This window comes from Gilliamella sp. B2889 (assembly GCF_026536885.1).
GTDB classification, from domain to species: Bacteria; Pseudomonadota; Gammaproteobacteria; order Enterobacterales; family Orbaceae; genus Gilliamella; species Gilliamella apicola_E.
Window position 1 is genome coordinate 1 of record NZ_JAFNNF010000009.1, and the last position, 18,966, is coordinate 18,966.

The window sequence follows — 18,966 nt, forward strand, 5'->3', positions numbered from 1 at the left end:
TTTACCTCAGACTTTCGAGTTAGTCGGACGAGATAGTCAAGGAAATGAAGCCGTTAAGTATGGATTTGAGTTAAAACAGTGGTTCGTTAATCGAGGCCCTAGCTCTTACCATTATTCAGATACATTATCTTGGTGTAATAGCTTTGGTTATCGGATGGTTAAGATAAAAGATTTAACTAATGCTGTTAGTTCAGCAAAAGGAGAAACTATATCTGGGGCTACGCCTTCATCATCGGGTAATTATTACCAGCGTCAGATTGGTGCAGGTTTTTTTACAGAATGGGGAGAGATGTACGGCTACGCCAACGCCAATTTCATGTTCAGCTTTTACTGGACAAACGACCCTATTGATAGAGACCACTTTGTCGTGTCTGCATCCAACGGTGCTGTGGGTTGGTTTAAGTACTACACTCGCTACGGGCTTTGCGTTTCGCCTTAGTTACGTTAATGAGTAAGCATAAAAATATATAAATCAGAATATTAATCAGCAAGGATGCCAACTATGCATTATAATTTCAAATATCGACAACACAGGTTAAATTATTATTTAAATTTATTTAATTTAAGCATTCAACGCTTATTTTTCTATTTCAGTTTATTCATCCGCGAAAATTTAAGAACGCTTTGCCGCTCATTGCGAAGTGCTTTTCAATGCTTCTTTCGTGGTTCCAAATTATCCCGGCAAATCTTTTTAGTGTTCATGGTGGTTACTTTTCATCCTTTTCCTGGCCATGCATTAACATCTAAAACATCAAATGTTGTTAATGGTAATGTTCCGTATTTAACATTTGATGGCGGTCGCACACGTGCAACTAATACCGACGGTTTGCTAGGGATTACTTTATCAAATGGAATGAGATATACCCCGTCAACGAATAATTCATCAAATTTTCCAATAGTGCTACCGATAGTAGGCCAAAGTTTTGCAGATATTAGTATGTTTGTGCCAACTAATACCAATTCAGTTGCGCTCAGTACCGTTATCGGTTGGCCATATAATTATTGGGGCGATGATGATGGTGATGGTGATATTTCTGCGACAGGCAGTTTAAATTTATCTATTTTTGATAAAAACGACCAACCTGTTTCACGTTATACTGTACTGGATATTTGTAATGCACCCTACCGAATTGTATTAAGTAATACATTCAGTACATTGAGTTCACGTTATGGTGTTCCAAATAGCCGTTTCTATGGTGCTGGAAGTGTAACATATTATGTTAAACCTAATTTACCACCAGCGATTTGTTTTGTTAAGCCAAATGTGGTTCATGAGAGAAGAGAGTACAATGGTCCAGATTGGTTGTGGGACAGTAATAAAGGTTTTCGGATTCAGTCAACATCCCCATCATCTTATAACTTAAATTTTCCTACAACGGGTGCTCATGGTTTTTACTTTGATTTGGATATTGGTGGTGTGGGTCCGCTGTCATGGGCGCCTGTTTCACGAGAGGGTATAACCGCGAATATGTACTATTTAAACAATACCACTCTACGCGTTACATTAACCGGTCCAGTAATTCCGCCATCTCAATGGCATTCTAAGAATCCTAATCGTATAGCTAAGCCGACTCTACCCCAGACCTTCGAGTTAATTGGTCGTGACAGTCGAGGTAACGAAGTTGTTAAGTATGGTTTTGTGTTAAATAAGTGGTTTGTTAATAACGGTGATGGGGTTAATAAACTGGATGAATTAAGTGAATTGTGTAAAAAAATAGGAGGTTATAAAGTTGTGACGGTAAGTGATTTAACTAATGCAAATTTTGATGGCTTAGGTGCTACCCCATCATCATCAGGTAATCATTTTCAGCGACGAATTGGTGCAGGGCTCTTGTCAGAGTGGGGCACTGTGTACCTATACTCTGGAGCCAATTTCTACAACGATTGGTATGTGACTCGTAATAAGTATGGTAGCAATTCGATTGTAGTGCATTTAGGCACAGGTCTTGCAAAAGTGGCGCGATTATATGATACAAAAGCTGGTATGCTTTGTGTTGTACCTTAACTATTTTTTACATCCTAATTTTTAAGGAAATTGGAATAGAAAAAAGGTTATTAATCGATAGCAGACTTGAAGTCATAACCAATGCGATAAAAAAGCGATTTTGTGGCTTAGTTACGCTTGAATCACCCGCTTAGGCGGGTTTATTTTTGAGGTGTTTTATCGCAAAAAAGTTGAGGAGCGGGGTTTTTGAATTATCATTTTTATTAAAAATCCCCCTCAATCTGAAATATCTAATTTATCTATTAGAGTGAAAGCTGAAATCTATATAACCTAGTTAACTTTCTACGTTAAAATAACTAACTTTATTTTTTATCGCAAATTAAAGGACAAACCTAATGACAACCGAATTGACAACGCTTGATAAGATTAAACGCCAAATTGCCGAAAATCCGATTATTCTTTATATGAAAGGTTCGCCAAAATTGCCAAGTTGTGGTTTTTCAGCTCAAGCTGTGCAGGTGTTATCGCAATGTGGTGTGCCGTTTGCGTATGTTGATATTTTACAAAATCCAGATATTCGTGCTGAATTGCCAAAATTTGCTAACTGGCCGACCTTTCCACAACTTTGGGTTGAAGGTGAGTTGATTGGTGGTTGTGATATTATGTTAGAGATGTTTCAAACAGGTGAACTACAAACCTTGATCAAAGAGACTGCAGAAAATCATAAAAATGATTAATAATGTTGAGAAAGAGAGCGTTAAGCTCTCTTTTTTTATATTTTGACTATTCTTCTGTTTTCGAATCGATTAAAGGCCAGCCACCTAATCGTTTAAAACGGTTAACGATTTCACAAAATAAAATAGCAGTCTTTTCGGTATCATAAAGAGCTGAATGTGCTTGTTTATGATCGAACGAGATATTTGCCGTTTCGCAGGCTTTAGCCAGAACTGTTTGCCCAAAGACTAAACCACAAAGTGATGCCGTATCAAAAGTCGCAAAAGGGTGGAAAGGGTTGCGTTTAATACCCACTCTTTCAGCGGCAGTCATCAAAAAACTGTGATCAAAATGCGCATTATGTGCCACTATTACAGCACGGGTACAGTCATTGGCTTTGATTCCGGTGCGAACTAATTTAAAGATTGCCTCAATTGCCTCTTTCTCATCAACCGCGTCTCGTAACGGATTATTGGGATCAATGCCGTTAAAAGCTAGCGCTGTTGGCTCTAAAATAGCATCGGCAAAGGGATTGACATTAAATTGCAATGTTTTATCAGGCTCGAGCCAGCCGTCATCTGTCATTTTAAGCGTAATGGCTGCGATTTCTAAAATAGCATTGAGTTTTGGATCAAATCCGGAGGTTTCTATATCGATAACCACGGGATAAAATCCTCGAAAGCGTTCACAAAGTTTTGGCACAATAGTTAGTCTTATCTATCTAAAATGAGAGGTATTATGCCAGTTTTTACTTTTTTCGCCTAGTTTTACCTACTTAAATCAATTAAGTTTTTAACTTAGTATGACCAGTTAATCCTCTTGAGTTTTATTCTTTATAGGCGTTATTTGCCTCTTACTTATCCTATTTTGCTTTGCTATCAAATTTTACTACTGTGCGTTAAATCTATATTAAGCATGTTGTCCCGAAATCTAAACTAGTCAAGTGAGTGATTAAATTTGAGACTTAATCTTGAATAAGCAGGATGGTAAAAAACTTAAAATAATTGTTTAATTAATCATAATATCGGGTGAGATATTACGAGAAAGCGACTATAATTAGCGCCAAACAAAAGGGCGAAAAGTTTATTTGGTCATCTTAAGCATTTTGTTAAGACTGTTTTAGTTTAATTCTAAGGTTTGCGAGGGCATTGTGCATAATTTCGAACTTCAACACATCATTGATACACATCTGCAAGTGACACGATATCGTGACTATGCGCCAAATGGTTTGCAAGTTCAAGGTCGTCCGGAGATTAACAAAATTGTGACAGGGGTAACGGCTTGTCAGTTATTGTTAGATAAAGCGGTCGAGCTAAATGCTGATGCGATTCTTGTTCATCATGGCTATTTTTGGAAAAATGAGCCAGAGACAATTACTGGCATAAAGTATCATCGAATGAAGACGTTACTTAGCCATGATATCAATTTATATAGTTATCATCTTCCATTAGATGGTCATCCAGTATTGGGTAATAATGTGTTGCTTGGGCAAATGTTTGATATTACGGTTGATGCGCGTGATGATATTACCGATTTGCTTTTTAAAGGCACGTTAGCGAATCCATTAACCGCAATTGAATTTAAACAGCTACTTGAACAGAAGCTACATAATGGTCTCCATTCAGTTTTATTTTGTGGTGATAATGCCCCAGCAGTGATTAAGCGAGTTGCATGGTGTAGTGGTGGCGGTCAGGATTATATTGAAACGGCTGCTCAGCAAGGCTTTGATGCTTTTTTTACTGGAGAAGTATCAGAACGAACCATTCACATTGCCCGTGAATACGGTATCAATTTTTATGCTTGCGGACATCATGCCACAGAGCGATATGGTATAAAAACATTAGGAGAATGGTTATCGACTAACCATGGCTTAGAAACTATTTTTATCGATATTGATAATCCTGCATAACAAAAGTTGAATTTAAATAAGAAATATCGCATACTTATTCGCAGTTTTTTTAATCTTTAAGTTGTTTTATAAACACAGAATATGAGAGGTCGCTTTATGTTTACAGGAAGTCTGGTCGCACTTGTTACTCCAATGGATACGAAAGGAAATGTGGACCATGTAAGCCTAAAAAAAATGGTCGAATATCATATTGAAAATGGCACATCTGCTATTGTATCAGTAGGAACTACTGGCGAATCAGCAACGCTTGATCATCATGAGCACATTGATGTTATTAAACGCACTATTGATTATGCAGATGGTCGAATTGATATTATTGCTGGCACAGGTTCAAATGCTACCAAAGAAGCGATCGAATTAACTCGTCAAGTTGAAAATATCGGTGTAGTTGGTTGCTTAACGGTAGCGCCTTACTACAATAAACCAACGCAAGAAGGTTTATACCAACACTTCAAAGCTATTGCAGAAAGTTCTCCATTACCTCAAATTATTTATAATGTTCCTGGTCGTACTTGTAGTGACATTAAACCAGAAACTGTTGGTCGATTAGCTAAAATTAAAAACATTGTTGCGTTAAAAGATGCAACGGGTGATCTGTCTCGCGTTTACAAAACTCGTAAATTAGTTGGCGAAGATTTTAAGCTATTAAGTGGTGATGATGCGACTTTCTTAGACTTTATCATTTTAGGTGGTGACGGCGTTATCTCGGTAACCGCTAACGTAGCTGCAAAACAAGTTGCAACCGTTTGTGAATTGGCATTTAATAACCAAATCCAACAAGCACGCACGTTAAACGATACTTTAATGGGGCTTCATACTCATCTATTTATTGAACCAAACCCAACGCCAGCAAAATGGGCGTGTACTCGTTTAGGTTTAATGGCCAACGGTACTATACGTTTACCATTAGTGCCATTGAGTGATGCTTCTATTCCTGTAGTTGAACAAGCATTAAAAGATGCTAAATTAATTTAAAATTGACTATAACCTTACTTAAAAGCAGAAATCTATGTTGAATAAAACTGAATTGAAAAGCAAAGCCTTTAAAAAACTAGCTGTTTTATCGGTTATTACATCGATGTTTATGGTTGGATGTAGTAGCGATCAGAGTTATAAACGAGAGGTTGATGGCAATGAAGATTACCTCAATTCGCCCGCTTTAAAAGCGTTAATTATTCCTGAAGGTGTTTCTGTACCAGTTGAATCTGGTGATTTTTATGTGGACAACAACAAAATTGATGGTGCCGTTGGTAAACAACTTGATATTCGTCCACCAACATTAGCTATTGCAACTATCCCAGAATCTTTTGTACATCATGAACATAACACTGTTACCTTCAACGTGCCAGTCAGTTATGGTGTATGGAATAATATTCCAAATACATTGAATAAACAAAATATACTGGTTAGTTCAAGCGATAGTAAAACCATTAAAACAAATAATGCAATTATTTCTCGCCAAGATGAACAACAACCGGTTGAGGCTTCTTTTGTCTTTACCCGCCAAAATTTAGGCGCAACAGAAACTATCACTATCGTATTAAGTTCATTAACGCGTAGTGGTGAAAATCTTATGTCACAACCGATCGAAGTTCAGCGTTATGTAGTTGGATTATTTAATCAAATAATGGATGATGTCGCACCTGAATCGCTACGAACTGTGCCGGTTAAAACAGATGAAAAAAAGTCAGATCCAAATAAAGAGCTGAAAGAAGATCTTAAAGACAGTATCAGAGATAGCATCAGAAATGATCGCTAATTTAACGATTAGATAATCTTTCATCTAAATGAGTTAAAACCGCGTAAAGCCGATTTTAACCCAATAGCGGAGTAACTTACCTTTGCTATATAAATGAATGTTTATAATTACAGTTTATAACTAAAGTTTATGACTACAGTTTATAAATACGGTTTATAGCTAACACTTATAACGGCAAGGTACTTGATTTGAAATTAAGGGGCGAATAGCTCCTTAATTATTTATTGGCAATTTGATATAAGGTTATAAACATGAAAAAGTTGGCTGAGCTTTATCGTGGTAAAGCAAAAACGGTTTACACCACTGACAACCCAGATCTATTAATCCTTGAATTTCGTAACGACACCTCGGCATTTGATGGACTGCGCATTGAGCAGTTAGATCGAAAGGGGATGGTCAATAATAAATTTAACTATTTTATTATGACCAAGTTACGTGAAGCAGGTATTCCAACTCAAGTTGAAGCCCTATTATCAGATAATGAAGTTTTAGTTAAAAAACTTGATATGGTGCCAGTTGAGTGCGTCGTTCGTAATCGAGCTGCTGGTTCATTAGTAAAACGTTTAGGCGTTGAAGAAGGCAAAATCCTTAATCCTCCAACATTTGAACTTTTTTTTAAAAATGATGCCCTGCATGACCCTATGGTCAATGAGTCACACTGTAAAGCATTTGGCTGGGCAACGGATGAGCAGTTAGCAACGATGAAGGAACTTAGCTTTAAAATAAATACCGTGCTAACAGAGCTTTTTGATAAAGCCGGATTAATTTTAGTTGATTACAAATTAGAGTTTGGTCTATTTCATGGCGAAATCACATTAGGCGATGAGTTTTCACCAGATGGTTGCCGTTTATGGGAAAAAGAGACCTTGAAAAAAATGGATAAAGATCGCTTCCGTCAAGGTTTAGGTGGTGTGATTGAGGCCTACGAAGAGGTAGCCAAACGTATTGGTGTTCCACTTTAATGTTTGCCCAATTTGATATCTCCTTTTTTTTATTATTAGGTTTAGCTGCACTGTGTTATATCACGCATAATAACACAGTGACCTTTGCAGTATTGCTACTGTTGTTATTCAAATTAACACCGCTAGCAACCTATTTTCCGTTCTTAAATCAATATGGATTAACCATTGGCATTGTCATTTTAACGGCGGCTATGATGGTTCCTTTAGCGGATGGCTCGTTAAAAATTACCGATATTGTAAAATCATTCACCACCTGGCAATCGTTACTGGCTATTTTAGTTGGCATATTAGTCTCATGGTTAGGCACGCGTGGCATATCCTTAATTGGTGCTCATCCAACTATAATTAATGGCTTAATTATTGGTACACTTATTGGTGTTGCCTTTTTCAAAGGGATACCGGTTGGTCCATTGATTGCAGCAGGAATTTTATCCTTATTGATTGGAAAAAGTTAATCAATGATTAATAGCACCAGAAAGCTATGGGTGTTAAACGGTTCGCATCCCCAATTATTTAATCAAGTCAGCGCTATTATTCAACAGCACCCGGGCGATTGGCTTACAGTTACCACAAAAACAGATTTGCCCGTAGCGATTAACCATCATATTCATCCCAATCAAACCAAATCATTACTTGGCAAAGAGTTTAAACATGCTATTTTCGATGCCACCGAAGGTTTTAATTTAGATGCTTTTGCGATGCTAGCCGGCACTTTAATCAAAGGTAGTGTGCTAATTTTATTACTGCCAGATGATTTGACCAATTGGGTGGACCAAGATAGTTTGCGTTGGAATGAATCTACAAAGCCGATTCGTGTGCCCAATTTTGTTCAACATTTACAACAAACCTTATCAAAATTTGCTACAGAAAAGCCACCAGAGTTTACGCAGCAGGATGATGGGCAAAAGGATTTAACCGAGCAACAGTTAGTGCTGAACCAACTCCTAAAAAGCAATAGTCGTTTAAATATCTTAATGGCTAAACGAGGGCGCGGAAAATCAGCATTAGCTGGGCAATTTACTCATTATCATGAATGCTGGGTAACAGCACCGAATAAAAGTGCGCTAACGACTTTTTTTCAGTTTGCTAAACCAGGAACACCGTTTTATGCGCCAGATCAACTAATTGAAATGGTCGATCATCCATTTCCTGAGTGGTTGATCATTGATGAAGCGGCGATGATCCCATTGCCAATGTTGGAGCAACTGCTAAAGCTGTCACCATCGACTAAAATCCTATTGATCACAACGGTAGAAGGTTACGAAGGAACAGGGCAGGGGTTTTTATTAAAATTACTGGACAGGCAAATTTGCCAGCGATTTTATCTTAATTCGCCTATTCGTTGGCAAGATAACGATCAACTCGAACAACTTTGCGATAACTTATTGCTTAATGGCGTCATAAAATCGCAAACCTATGAGCAAGCTACCGTCTATTCTCTTAACGAAAGAACAGATATCGACCTACTTAAGTCTATCTACAATTTATTAAAAACGGCTCATTATCAAACAACCTTGGTTGATTTAAGACGACTATTTGATGCACAAAACTTAGCTGTTTGGCAGGCCAAAAAAGGTGATCAACTTATTGCTGGGGCAATTACGATTGATGAAGGTAATTTGACTGATGACTTAATCGATGCCGTTTGGAAAGGCACACGCCGACCAAAAGGAAATCTTGTCGCGCAATCATTGGTTGCACATGCTGGTGATAAACTAGCGGCAAAACTAAAATCGGTCAGAATTAACCGTATTGCGGTTATAGAGCCTTATCGACGTCAACATATTGCCCTGAAGTTGGTCGAACATATCTATCAACAAGCAATGAAAAATCACAACGATTTTGTCTCTGTCAGTTTTGCTTACAGCGCCGTTAATTATCAATTTTGGCACAATTGTGGCTTTACCTTAGTCCATATTGCCAGCCATAAACAAGCCAATTCTGGTAGTTATTCAATGATGGCAATCAAACCCATCACTCAGCAAGGTTATGAACTAAGCCAACGTTTAGCGGAAAATTTAAGGCGTAATAGCTATTGGCTTAATGCCATTATCGATTTACCTTTCAGTCAACTTATCACCATTGATGATCAGCAGGCATTAACTCATCAAGATCTTCAGGATCTGCAAGGATTTTGTAATTATCATCGACCGTTTGAAGCAACTTATCCGGCACTGTGTCGTCTAAAACAGGCAACAAATGGTAAAATACCTTCACTATTATTACAAAGTAGTGAATCGATAAATAAACTACCAAGTCGAAATGAGATGATCCAAGCTATCAAACAAGAAGTAAAAACATGGCTTGAAAAATTATCAAACTGACCAAATAAAGATCAGCTAATTTACGATCAAAAAATGAAAAGTCAGTTGCCGTCAGATGAAAACTACGTTTAAAATGACGCCGATTTTAAATAAAAGGATCCTATTGTGTTAGAAAATAAATCACAACATTCCAATTCTAAATCAGGTATAGAATACTTTTTCCAAGGCTGGTCTTTAGCATTTAGTCCTGGTTTAAAACGCTTTGTATTTTTACCGTTGCTGGCTAATATCGTTATTATGTCAGCGCTATTTTATTGGTTTTTTGTTTCAATCACTGGCATGGTGGATTGGGGCTTATCGTTTATGCCAAGTTGGTTGCATTGGTTGGGCTACATCATTAGTGCTATTGTCATTTTAACTTTAACAATTTTATTTTGTTATTTTTTCAGTACGATAACCAACGTTATAGCTGCGCCTTTCAATGGTCTGCTGGCCGAACAGGTAGAAGCACAGCTCACCGGTGTACCTGCGCCTGATACCTCTTGGTTGAGTTTAATAAAAGACTTACCTCGCATCTTAAAGCGCGAGTTACAAAAATTTGGCTATTATTTATTATGGGCGATTCCGATATTGCTAACCTACTTGATTCCCATCATAGGGCAATCGGTTACTCCGATAGTGTGGTTTTTATTTACTGCTTGGCAGATTAACATCCAATATGCGGATTACGCCTTTGATAACCACAAAATCTCTTTTGAGCGTATGCGCCAATTATTAAGACAAGATCGCGCTGACAATCTGCTATTTGGTATGTTAATCAGCTTCTTTACCATGGTGCCATTATTGAATTTAATTATTATGCCAATTGCGGTTTGTGGCGCGACAGCGATGTGGGTTGATCGCTATCGTCACCAAGCTATTTTTGCAAGTAAAAGTCAGGACTTTCGATAATTTATTTTTGCTTAGGACGACTTGGCCAATCGTCGTCCTCATCATCAGAATAAGGGATAGGTTTTATCCCTTTCTTTTTTTCTAAATAGTGCTTATAGCTTAGTTTATTCAGTGCTTTAATTGTATTAATAAAGATCCCCACCAAAATAATAAGAATCACCCACCAATAATCTTTAAGCCACTCCATTTAAATCCCCTTGAGTTTTTAGCACAAAGCATGATCTCATATTAAAATCTATAGTAACTTTTCTAAAATATCGATATAGATAGCTTGTAATGTAATGACATCTTGGCAATTTACATTTTCATTCACTTTATGAATCGTTTTATTTAACACACCAAGCTCAATCACCTGACAACCTAACTTAGCAATAAAACGCCCGTCGGATGTTCCGCCACTGGTTGATAACTTGGTATCAATTTGTGTAAAGGCCTTAATTGCACTTGCTGCTGCATCAGTTAGCTCGCCTTGTGGTGTTAAAAATGGATGGCCGGACAAACGCCAATTTAACGTATAGTTTAAATGATGTTTTTGCAAAATTGCCTCGACTTTTGCTTTAATCATCTCATCGGTTAACTCACTACTATAACGAAAATTAAATTGCACTGACAAATCACCAGGAACTACATTTTCAGCGCCGGTTCCACCATTAATATTGGCTATTTGCATTGTCGTTTGTGGAAAATATTCATTACCATTATCCCAAACCGTCGTTACCAGTTCATTCAAAGCGGGCGCAAATTTATGCACCGGATTATCAGCAAGATGAGGATAAGCAACATGTCCCTGAATACCATGTACCACTAAATTGGCTGTCAAAGAGCCACGACGCCCATTCTTAATCTGATCGCCAAGCACACTATCACTTGAAGGCTCACCAACAATACAGTAATCGATCTGTTCTTGACGTTTAATCAGCAAATCAACCACTTTTACCGTGCCATCGGTTGCATCTGCTTCCTCATCGGAAGTCAGCAAAAACGCGATCCGACCAGTATGGTCAGGATATTTTTTAACAAACGTCTCAGCGGCACAAACCATAGCCGCTACGCCACTTTTCATATCGGCTGCGCCACGACCATACAAAACACCGTTTTCATCAATAGTTGGCTCAAAAGGTGGGTAACACCACTTACTCTCATCACCAGCTGGCACCACATCAGTATGACCGGCAAACATCAAGGTTTTACCACTGCCATGGTAGGCCCAAAGGTTTTTCGTCTTACCAATATTTACCTCTTCAATCACAAAGCCTAACGGCTTTAGACGATCGATAATCATCTGCTGGCAGTTCTTATCATCGGGGCTTATTGATCTTTCAGCAATCAATGCTTTGGTTAGTGCAATAACAGGTTCAGTCATGGTGATCTCGATCTTATGATTTAGGTTTAACAAATTGCGAATAGCTTTCGTCAGAAAATCCCAACAAAGCCCGCTTACCATCAACAAGTAGTGGACGCTTTAAAATAGAAGGATTAGCTAACATAATCTTGATAGCGGCATCTTGATTATCAACTTGATTACGTACTGTTTCGTCAAGCTTACGCCAAGTCGTACCACGAGTATTTAACAAACTCTGCCAATCAACAAGTTTTAATAAATCACTTAACAACTCAACCGACAAACCATCGGTTTTATAATTATGAAATTGGTAACTGACTTGATGATCATTGAGCCACGTAAACGCTTTTTTCATGGTATCACAATTCTTAATTCCATAAATAATATACATAACTATTTGCCCTAAAATGAAAAGATAAATCGATTATAACAGCTAAAAAACAGCAAACAAAGGGAAAGCGGGTTTTATAAAAATGATGATTTTTTGATAAAAAAGTTGAGGAGCGGGGTTTTTGAGGTTCCAAATTTCGATTAAAAATTATCAAATTATCAAAATTACTCATCACTCAGGTAAATTTTTTCAGGATTTTAATTATAGTTTTTTAAAGGTTTGTAAGGAAGATGATTTTAATTAAAACAATAGATAGTCGATCCTTTCAAGATCTTTCTTACGATCTTCTTTACGAATATTAACGATCCAAAACAAAAAAAGAATTGCATCGCGTTTTTCCAGTAACTATACTCTTTTACCGTTTTAGCGGGATGGCTAAAATTCAAACAAAACCGTAAATAAATCAAAAATATACTTGACAGGATTGTCGCAGATGTTCTATAATTTTCAACAGGCAACAGGCAACAGGCAACTTGGCCAACCTCTAATTTAAATTCGTCAAAGTTAAGTTCCCAGCGTTTATTCTTCACCAAAGTTTATTTTTTCACGCAATTATGCGGAATTTTGCAAATTTTCTCGCGATCTTTTTTTCGATCCTACTATAGATCCTTCTTGCGATCCTCTTTTCGATCTAATTTATTCCGGCAGATTTTTTTAGGTGTGGCTATTTTACCTTCTTTTTCCAGCCATGCATTAACCTCTAAAACCTCGAATGTGATTCACGGTAATGCGCCGTATTTAACTTTTGATGGTGGTCGTACTCGCGTTGTTGATACAAATGGGCTGCTTGGTATTACTCTATCTGATGGTACACAATACACGCCTTTAAATAATACCTCATCTACAACGCCAATCGTCTTGCCTGATGAAGAGCAAAGTTTTGCTGATATAGACATGTTTGTTCCAACTGATACTGATTCAGTCGCTTTAAGTTCTCTTATCGGTCCTCCTAATAATTATTGGGGGGATGATGATGGTGATAATGACGTTACTGTTACTGGTTCTTTAAGTTTATCTATCGTCGATAATAACAATCAAGCTGTATCACGTAATTCCGTATTAACGATTTGTAATTCTCCTTATAGGGTTACGTTATCAAGTACTAACGGCACATTATCCACACGTTATGGCGTTCCTAATAGTAGTGATTTCAGTGCCAATGTTGTGACGTATTTCGTTAATCCTAAGGCTACGTCGATGGTTTGTTTCACCAGACCTAATTTAAAAAATGCTAAGCTTGGTGATGATATTTTGTTCCCATATCATGATTATGCTGGTCCGTCTTTTATGTGGGACCCTGCTAATGGTTTTATCCCTCAGTCAACTGACCCTTCACGTTATGGTTCAAACTTTCCTACTACTGGCGCTAATGGACTGTACTTTGACTTAGATATTAGAGGTGTTAGTCAACCTTTGTCTTGGTCTTCATTATCTCAGGGGGGAATCACAGTTACAATGTCTAATTCAACTGCTGCAAGCGTACGTGTTACTTTAACGGGTCCTTTCGCTACCGAATTCCAGCATAATTCAGACAATCCTGGTCTTATTTCCAAACCTATTTTGCCTCAGACCTTTGAGTTGGTCGGTCGTGATGGTCAAGGTAATCCTGTTATTAAATATGGTTTTACATTGAAGCAGTGGTTCGTCAACCGTGGTACTAAGTGGGACGATTATTCTCCTGCCTTATCTTGGTGTAATAGTATTGGTTATCGAATGCCTCTCATAAAGGATTTAACCAATGCAACTTGTCGTGGTAAACATTCAGGCGATTGGTGTGAAGGTTTCGTCGGCGCCACACCTTCCTCACCTGGTAATTATTTCCAACGTAGAATTGGCTCTGGCTTTTTCAATGAGTGGGGTCCTCTTAGCGACTTTGGCGTTGGCTTCACCCATGACTCTTGGTACTGGACTAGTGACGTGAATGGTAGTAGTTTGCGGCATGTCGTGCAAACCTTCCACGGTGGTGTGGATAGGCGCACCGACAGCCCCCATGCCTCGCTCTGCTCATATCCTTAGTATTTATTTCTTCTTCCTTAAGCCTTAAAACTTGGGGGTATAAAGGAGTAGTTAAATTATTAAGAAATATTTGAATTGAAGAGTCAAGGTAGTTTTCAGATAAAAATTGATTTTGTGGTTTAGCCCCTCCGGATATCATCATCCCTCAACCGGGGGGGATTTTTAAAGTGTTTAACTGTCAAAAAGTTGAGGAACGGGGTTTTTGAAATTCAAGATTCCACTTGAAAATTATTAAATTATCAAAATCACTAATTTTGAATACTTAAATATAATTTTTTATGGATTATTAATACTAATTTTTAAATGTTTATAAAGATGATGTTCATTAATGAAAAAAGTAAATAAATTAGAAATATACTTAATAGGATTGTTGTGCATGTTCGATAATTTTCAAAAGACAACTTGGTCAACCTCTAATTTAAATTCGTCAAAGTTAAGCTCCCAGCGTTTATTTTTCACCAAAGTTTATTTTTTCACGCAATTATGCGAAATTTTGCAAATTTTCGCGCGATCTTTTTTTCGATCCTACTATAGATCCTTCTTGCGATCCTCTTTTCGATCTAATTTATTCCGGCAGATTTTTTTAGGCGTAGCTGTTTTACTTTCTTTTACCAGCCATGCATTAACCTCTAAAACCTCGAATTATATTCAGGGTAGTGCACCTTATTTGACTTTCGATGGTGGTCGCACGCGAGCGGTTGATACTGATAGTCTGCTTAGTATTACTTTATCAAATGGTGTGCAATACACGCCTTCAACTAATACTTCATCTCCTGAAAATCCAATCGTGTTGCCTGTTGCTGGTCAAAGTTTTTCTGATATAGGCATGTTCGTTCCTACTGATACTAATTCAGTCGATTTAAGTGCTCTTATCGCTCCTCCTTATAATTACTGGGGGGATTATGATGGCGATTCAGACGTTACAGCTACAGGTTCTTTACGTGTATCTATCTCCTCTATAAGGCTAAGGACCGGTTCTAGATATTATTCACGTAGTACCGTGCTAGAGATTTGTACAGCACCTTATGAGGTTAGCTTATATAGTACTGGTGGTACTTTATCGACACGTTATGGGGTTCCTAGTAGTAGTACTTTCAATGCAAGTTATGTGACTTATTATGTTACTCCTAATCCTAATAATGAGCCAAAGGTTTGTTTTGCTGATCCAGCGGAGGATGTGTTTACACATGATGGTATTCGTGCTTCGATGTGGGACCCTGCGTATGGTTTTCTTCCTCAGTCAACTGACTCATATGATAAGAACTTTCCGACTACAGGTGCCAACAACATGTCCTTTAATTTACGCCTTGCTGGTAATAATCAAGCATTGTCTTGGTCTCCTGTCTCGCGAGGTGGTATCACTGCGACTATGACCAATTCTACAGCGAAAGGTGTACGGGTTACTTTAACTGGCCCTGTTGCAACTGAGTCCCAATGGAATTCCAGCAATCCTGGTCTAATTGCTAAGCTTACTTTGCCCCAGACATTCGAATTAGTTGGTCGAGATAGTAGTGGTAAAGCTATCGTTAAATATGGTTTTACATTAAAACAATGGTTTGTCAACCGAGGTAAAGCCTATTACACCTATCCTAGTATGGAGTCCTGGTGTAATAAAATTGGTTATCGTATGCCTACGGTTAAAGATTTAACTAATGCAAAACGTTATGAAGCGACTGGTGCTGAACCTTCATCATCTGGTGATTATTATCAGCATAGCATTGGTGCTGGCTTTATTGCGGAGTGGGGTAATCCAAGCCTATATAAAGATGCCAACTTTGGTACTAACAAGCTCTGGACCAATGTTATTACTGGCAACAATGAGTTTAATCGGTTTGTTGTTTTCCCTGAGGATGGTCATATACATTGGGCTTATATTGGCTATGATATCACTTTGGGAGGGCTTTGCACTTTACCTTAGTATCATCCATCGTGCGATAAAAAGCGATTTTGTGGTTTAGCCTCCCCCGTACATCATCATCCCTCAACAGGGGGGGGATTTTTTGTGCAGTAGTAGTTTTAGTGTTTAAAATTCCACCTTGCAATGTTGTCATATGAATAATTTGTCTCTAAATGATGATGTGTTTTAATTATTTTTATATCAAAAAAGTTGAGGAGCGGGGTTTTTGGGGGCTAAATTTCGATTAAAAATTATTAAATTATCGAAATTACTCATCACTCAGGTAAATTTTTTTAGGATCTTAATTATAGTTTTTTAAAGGTTTGTAAGGAAGATGATTTTAATTAAAACAATAGATAGTCGATCCTTTCAAGATCTTTCTTGCGATCTTCTTTACGAATATTAACGATCCAAAACAAAAAAAGAATTGCATCGTATTTTTCCAGTAACTATACTCTTTTACCGTTTTAGCGGGATGGCTAAAATACAAACAAAACCGTAAATAAATCAAAAATATACTTGACAGGATTGTCGCAGATGTTCTATAATTTTCAACAGGCAACAGGCAACAGGCAACTTGGCCAACCTCTAATTTAAATTCGTCAAAGTTAAGTTCCCAGCGTTTATTCTTCACCAAAGTTTATTTTTTCACGCAATTATGCGGAATTTTGCAAATTTTCTCGCGATCTTTTTTTCGATCCTACTTTAGATCCTTCTTGCGATCCTCTTTTCGATCTAATTTATTCCGGCAGATTTTTTTATGTGTGGCTATTTTACTTTCTTTTTCCAGCCATGCATTAACCTCTAAAACCTCAAATGTGATTCACGGTAATGTGCCGTATTTGACTTTCGATGGTGGTCGTACTCGTGTGAATGATTCTAACGGTTTGCTCGGTATTATGTTATCAGATGGTACACAATATACGCTTTCAACCAATTCTTCATCTCCTGAAAAACCAATCGTGTTACCGGTTGCGGGTCAGAGTTTTGCTGATATAGATATGTTTGTTCCTACTAATACTGATTCAGTCGATTTAAGTACACTTATCGGTCCTCATCATAATTATTGGGGGGATGATGATGGTGATTCTGACGTTACTGCCACAGGTTCTGTAAGTTTGTCTATTGTCGATAAAAGCAGTCAATCGGTATCACGTAGCACTGTACCAGAGATTTGTAATTCTCCTTATAGGGTTACGTTATCAAGTACTAACGGCACATTATCCACACGTTATGGCGTTCCTAATAGTAGTGATTTCAGTGCCAATGTTGTGACGTATTTCGTTAATCCTAAGGCTACGCCGATAGTTTGTTTTGCTCGGCCTAATTTGTATATGGGTACAGATGATTATGCTGGTCCATCTTCGATGTGGGATCCTGCTAACGGTTTTCTCACTCAGTCAAATGACTCATCCTCTTACGGTCAAAACTTTCCTACTACTGGTGCTAATGGATTGTATTTTGATTTACTTATTAGTGGTAGTAGTCAGGCGTTGTCTTGGTCTCCCTTATCTCAGGGTGGCATCACAGTTACAATGACTAATTCCACTGCTACAAGTGTTCGTGTTACTTTAACGGGTCCTTTCGCTACCGAATCCCAGCATCATTCAGACAATCCTGGTCGTCTTCCAACACTTACTTTGCCTCAGACCTTCGAGTTGGTTGGTCGTGATGGTCAAGGTAATCCAGTTGTTAAATATGGTTTTACTTTGAAGCAGTGGTTCGTCAACCGTGGTAATGATACTTCCAAACATTCTAATGCTTTGTCTTGGTGTAATAGTATTGGTTATCGAATGCCTCGAGTAAAGGATTTAACAAATTCGTCTCGATTTAGTAGTTTGGGCGCTACACCTTCCTCACATAGTGACCATTATATGCGTCATATAGGTTCTGGCTTTTTCACGGAGTGGGGCAGAATGGAGGATTATTCAGGCATTGGTTTCATAAGATCTTCTTACAGGACTAGTGACAGCATTGGTCGTCATCGCCGCTATGACGTGCACTCATACGGCGGTATTGTGAATTGGCACGAAAGCATGCCTTTATCCGTGGTTTGTGCCTATCCTTAGTATTTATTTCTTCGTCTTTAATGCTTAGGGTCGAGGGGTATAAAGGAGTAGTTAAGTCATTAAGAAATAGTTGACTTGAAGAGTTAAGGTAGTTTTCAGATAAAAATTGATTTTGTAGTTTAGCCCCTCCGGACATCATCATCCCTCAACCGGGGGGGTATTTTTAAAGTGTTTAACTGTAAAAAAGTTGAGGAACGGGGTTTTTGAAATTTAAGATTCCACTTGAAAATTATTAAATTATCAAAATCACTAATTTCAAATACTTAAATATAATTTTTTTAGGATTATTAATACTAATTTTTAAATGTTTATAAAGATGATGTTCATTAATAAAAAGTAAATAAATTAAAATATACTTAACAGGATTGTTGTGCATGTTCGATAATTTTCAGAAGACAACTTGGTCAACCTCTAACTTAAATTCGTCGAAGTTAAGCTCTCAATGTTTATTTTTTACCAAAGTTTATTTTTTCACACAATTATGGGGAATTTTGCAAATTTTCGCGCGATCTTTTTCTCGATCCTTTTTACGATCTAATTTACTCCGTCAGATTGTTTTTTGCGTGGCGATTTTTCTTCCTCTTTTCAGCCATGCATTAACCTCTAAAACCTCGAATGTGATTCAGGGTAGTGCACCTTATTTGACTTTCGATGGTGGTCGTACTCGTGTGGTAGATGTTAACGGTCTGCTTGGTATTACACTTTCTGACGGAACTAAGTACACGCCTTCAACCAATATTTCATCAA

Annotated in this window: 18 protein-coding genes; 14 read left to right on the top strand and 4 right to left on the bottom strand. The window is 37.7% G+C overall.

The window, feature by feature from the left end; genetic code table 11:
• From J3U09_RS10790 to J3U09_RS10800, 3 genes are all read left to right on the top strand, one after another.
• A partial coding sequence (locus tag J3U09_RS10790; RefSeq protein ID WP_267358183.1) for a hypothetical protein occupies positions 1-439 on the top strand: 439 nt, incomplete at its 5' end.
• A gap of 63 nt (positions 440-502) precedes the next feature.
• Positions 503-2,005: a hypothetical protein gene (locus J3U09_RS10795; protein WP_267358184.1), complete on the top strand. Its 1,503-nt coding sequence runs from the start codon at positions 503-505 to the stop codon at positions 2,003-2,005.
• Between the two features lie 347 nt (positions 2,006-2,352).
• Positions 2,353-2,682, top strand: a complete 330-nt coding sequence (locus J3U09_RS10800) for a Grx4 family monothiol glutaredoxin (protein WP_065563338.1) — start codon at positions 2,353-2,355, stop codon at positions 2,680-2,682.
• 46 nt (positions 2,683-2,728) lie between these two features.
• On the opposite strand, the gene rnt is transcribed toward J3U09_RS10800, so the two are convergent.
• Positions 2,729-3,376, bottom strand: coding sequence for a ribonuclease T (gene rnt, locus J3U09_RS10805; RefSeq protein WP_416380067.1), 648 nt, complete (start codon positions 3,374-3,376; stop codon positions 2,729-2,731).
• 433 nt (positions 3,377-3,809) lie between these two features.
• Here rnt and J3U09_RS10810 point away from each other — a divergent pair, with 433 nt between their 5' ends.
• From J3U09_RS10810 to cysZ, 7 genes are all read left to right on the top strand, one after another.
• Complete coding sequence (locus J3U09_RS10810; RefSeq protein WP_267358186.1) at positions 3,810-4,568, top strand: Nif3-like dinuclear metal center hexameric protein; 759 nt, start codon at positions 3,810-3,812, stop codon at positions 4,566-4,568.
• A gap of 96 nt (positions 4,569-4,664) precedes the next feature.
• On the top strand, positions 4,665-5,543 hold the full coding sequence (gene dapA, locus J3U09_RS10815; protein ID WP_065563334.1) for a 4-hydroxy-tetrahydrodipicolinate synthase: 879 nt from the start codon (positions 4,665-4,667) through the stop codon (positions 5,541-5,543).
• 34 nt (positions 5,544-5,577) lie between these two features.
• A complete protein-coding gene (gene bamC, locus J3U09_RS10820; RefSeq protein ID WP_267358187.1) occupies positions 5,578-6,327 on the top strand; it encodes an outer membrane protein assembly factor BamC in 750 nt (249 codons plus the stop codon).
• Between the two features lie 251 nt (positions 6,328-6,578).
• Positions 6,579-7,289, top strand: coding sequence for a phosphoribosylaminoimidazolesuccinocarboxamide synthase (gene purC / locus J3U09_RS10825; protein ID WP_267358188.1), 711 nt, complete (start codon positions 6,579-6,581; stop codon positions 7,287-7,289).
• Positions 7,289-7,744 carry a DUF441 domain-containing protein gene (locus J3U09_RS10830; RefSeq protein ID WP_065563331.1) on the top strand — a complete coding sequence of 152 codons (456 nt, stop codon included), beginning with the start codon at positions 7,289-7,291 and terminating at the stop codon, positions 7,742-7,744. The genes purC and J3U09_RS10830 overlap by 1 nt, the downstream gene beginning before the upstream one ends.
• 3 nt (positions 7,745-7,747) lie before the next feature.
• A complete protein-coding gene (locus J3U09_RS10835) occupies positions 7,748-9,613 on the top strand; it encodes a tRNA(Met) cytidine acetyltransferase TmcA domain-containing protein (RefSeq protein WP_267358189.1) in 1,866 nt (621 codons plus the stop codon).
• A gap of 105 nt (positions 9,614-9,718) precedes the next feature.
• Positions 9,719-10,504: a sulfate transporter CysZ gene (gene cysZ / locus J3U09_RS10840; protein ID WP_065563329.1), complete on the top strand. Its 786-nt coding sequence runs from the start codon at positions 9,719-9,721 to the stop codon at positions 10,502-10,504.
• A 1-nt stretch (position 10,505) separates the two neighbouring features.
• Here the strand turns inward: cysZ and J3U09_RS10845 are convergent, their stop codons facing one another.
• The 3 genes from J3U09_RS10845 to J3U09_RS10855 are packed head-to-tail and all read right to left on the bottom strand — an operon-like array spanning position 10,506 to position 12,237.
• Positions 10,506-10,691: a YpfN family protein gene (locus tag J3U09_RS10845; protein ID WP_065563328.1), complete on the bottom strand. Its 186-nt coding sequence runs from the start codon at positions 10,689-10,691 to the stop codon at positions 10,506-10,508.
• A 48-nt stretch (positions 10,692-10,739) separates the two neighbouring features.
• The gene (gene dapE, locus J3U09_RS10850; RefSeq protein WP_220225888.1) at positions 10,740-11,867 is read right to left on the bottom strand and encodes a succinyl-diaminopimelate desuccinylase; all 1,128 of its coding nucleotides are present in this window, start codon (positions 11,865-11,867) and stop codon (positions 10,740-10,742) included.
• 13 nt (positions 11,868-11,880) lie between these two features.
• Positions 11,881-12,237 (bottom strand): ArsC family reductase, encoded by a 357-nt coding sequence (locus tag J3U09_RS10855; protein ID WP_267358190.1) that lies wholly within the window; start codon positions 12,235-12,237, stop codon positions 11,881-11,883.
• 612 nt (positions 12,238-12,849) lie between these two features.
• Between J3U09_RS10855 and J3U09_RS10860 the strand changes: the two genes are divergently transcribed.
• The 4 genes from J3U09_RS10860 to J3U09_RS10875 form a co-directional block, all read left to right on the top strand.
• Positions 12,850-14,253: a hypothetical protein gene (locus J3U09_RS10860; RefSeq protein ID WP_267358192.1), complete on the top strand. Its 1,404-nt coding sequence runs from the start codon at positions 12,850-12,852 to the stop codon at positions 14,251-14,253.
• A gap of 541 nt (positions 14,254-14,794) precedes the next feature.
• Positions 14,795-16,171: a hypothetical protein gene (locus J3U09_RS10865; RefSeq protein ID WP_267358193.1), complete on the top strand. Its 1,377-nt coding sequence runs from the start codon at positions 14,795-14,797 to the stop codon at positions 16,169-16,171.
• Positions 16,172-16,914: 743 nt separating this feature from the next.
• Positions 16,915-18,219, top strand: a complete 1,305-nt coding sequence (locus tag J3U09_RS10870) for a hypothetical protein (RefSeq protein WP_267358195.1) — start codon at positions 16,915-16,917, stop codon at positions 18,217-18,219.
• A 563-nt stretch (positions 18,220-18,782) separates the two neighbouring features.
• Positions 18,783-18,966, top strand: a 184-nt coding sequence (locus J3U09_RS10875) for a hypothetical protein (RefSeq protein WP_267358197.1), incomplete at its 3' end; no start/stop codon positions are given.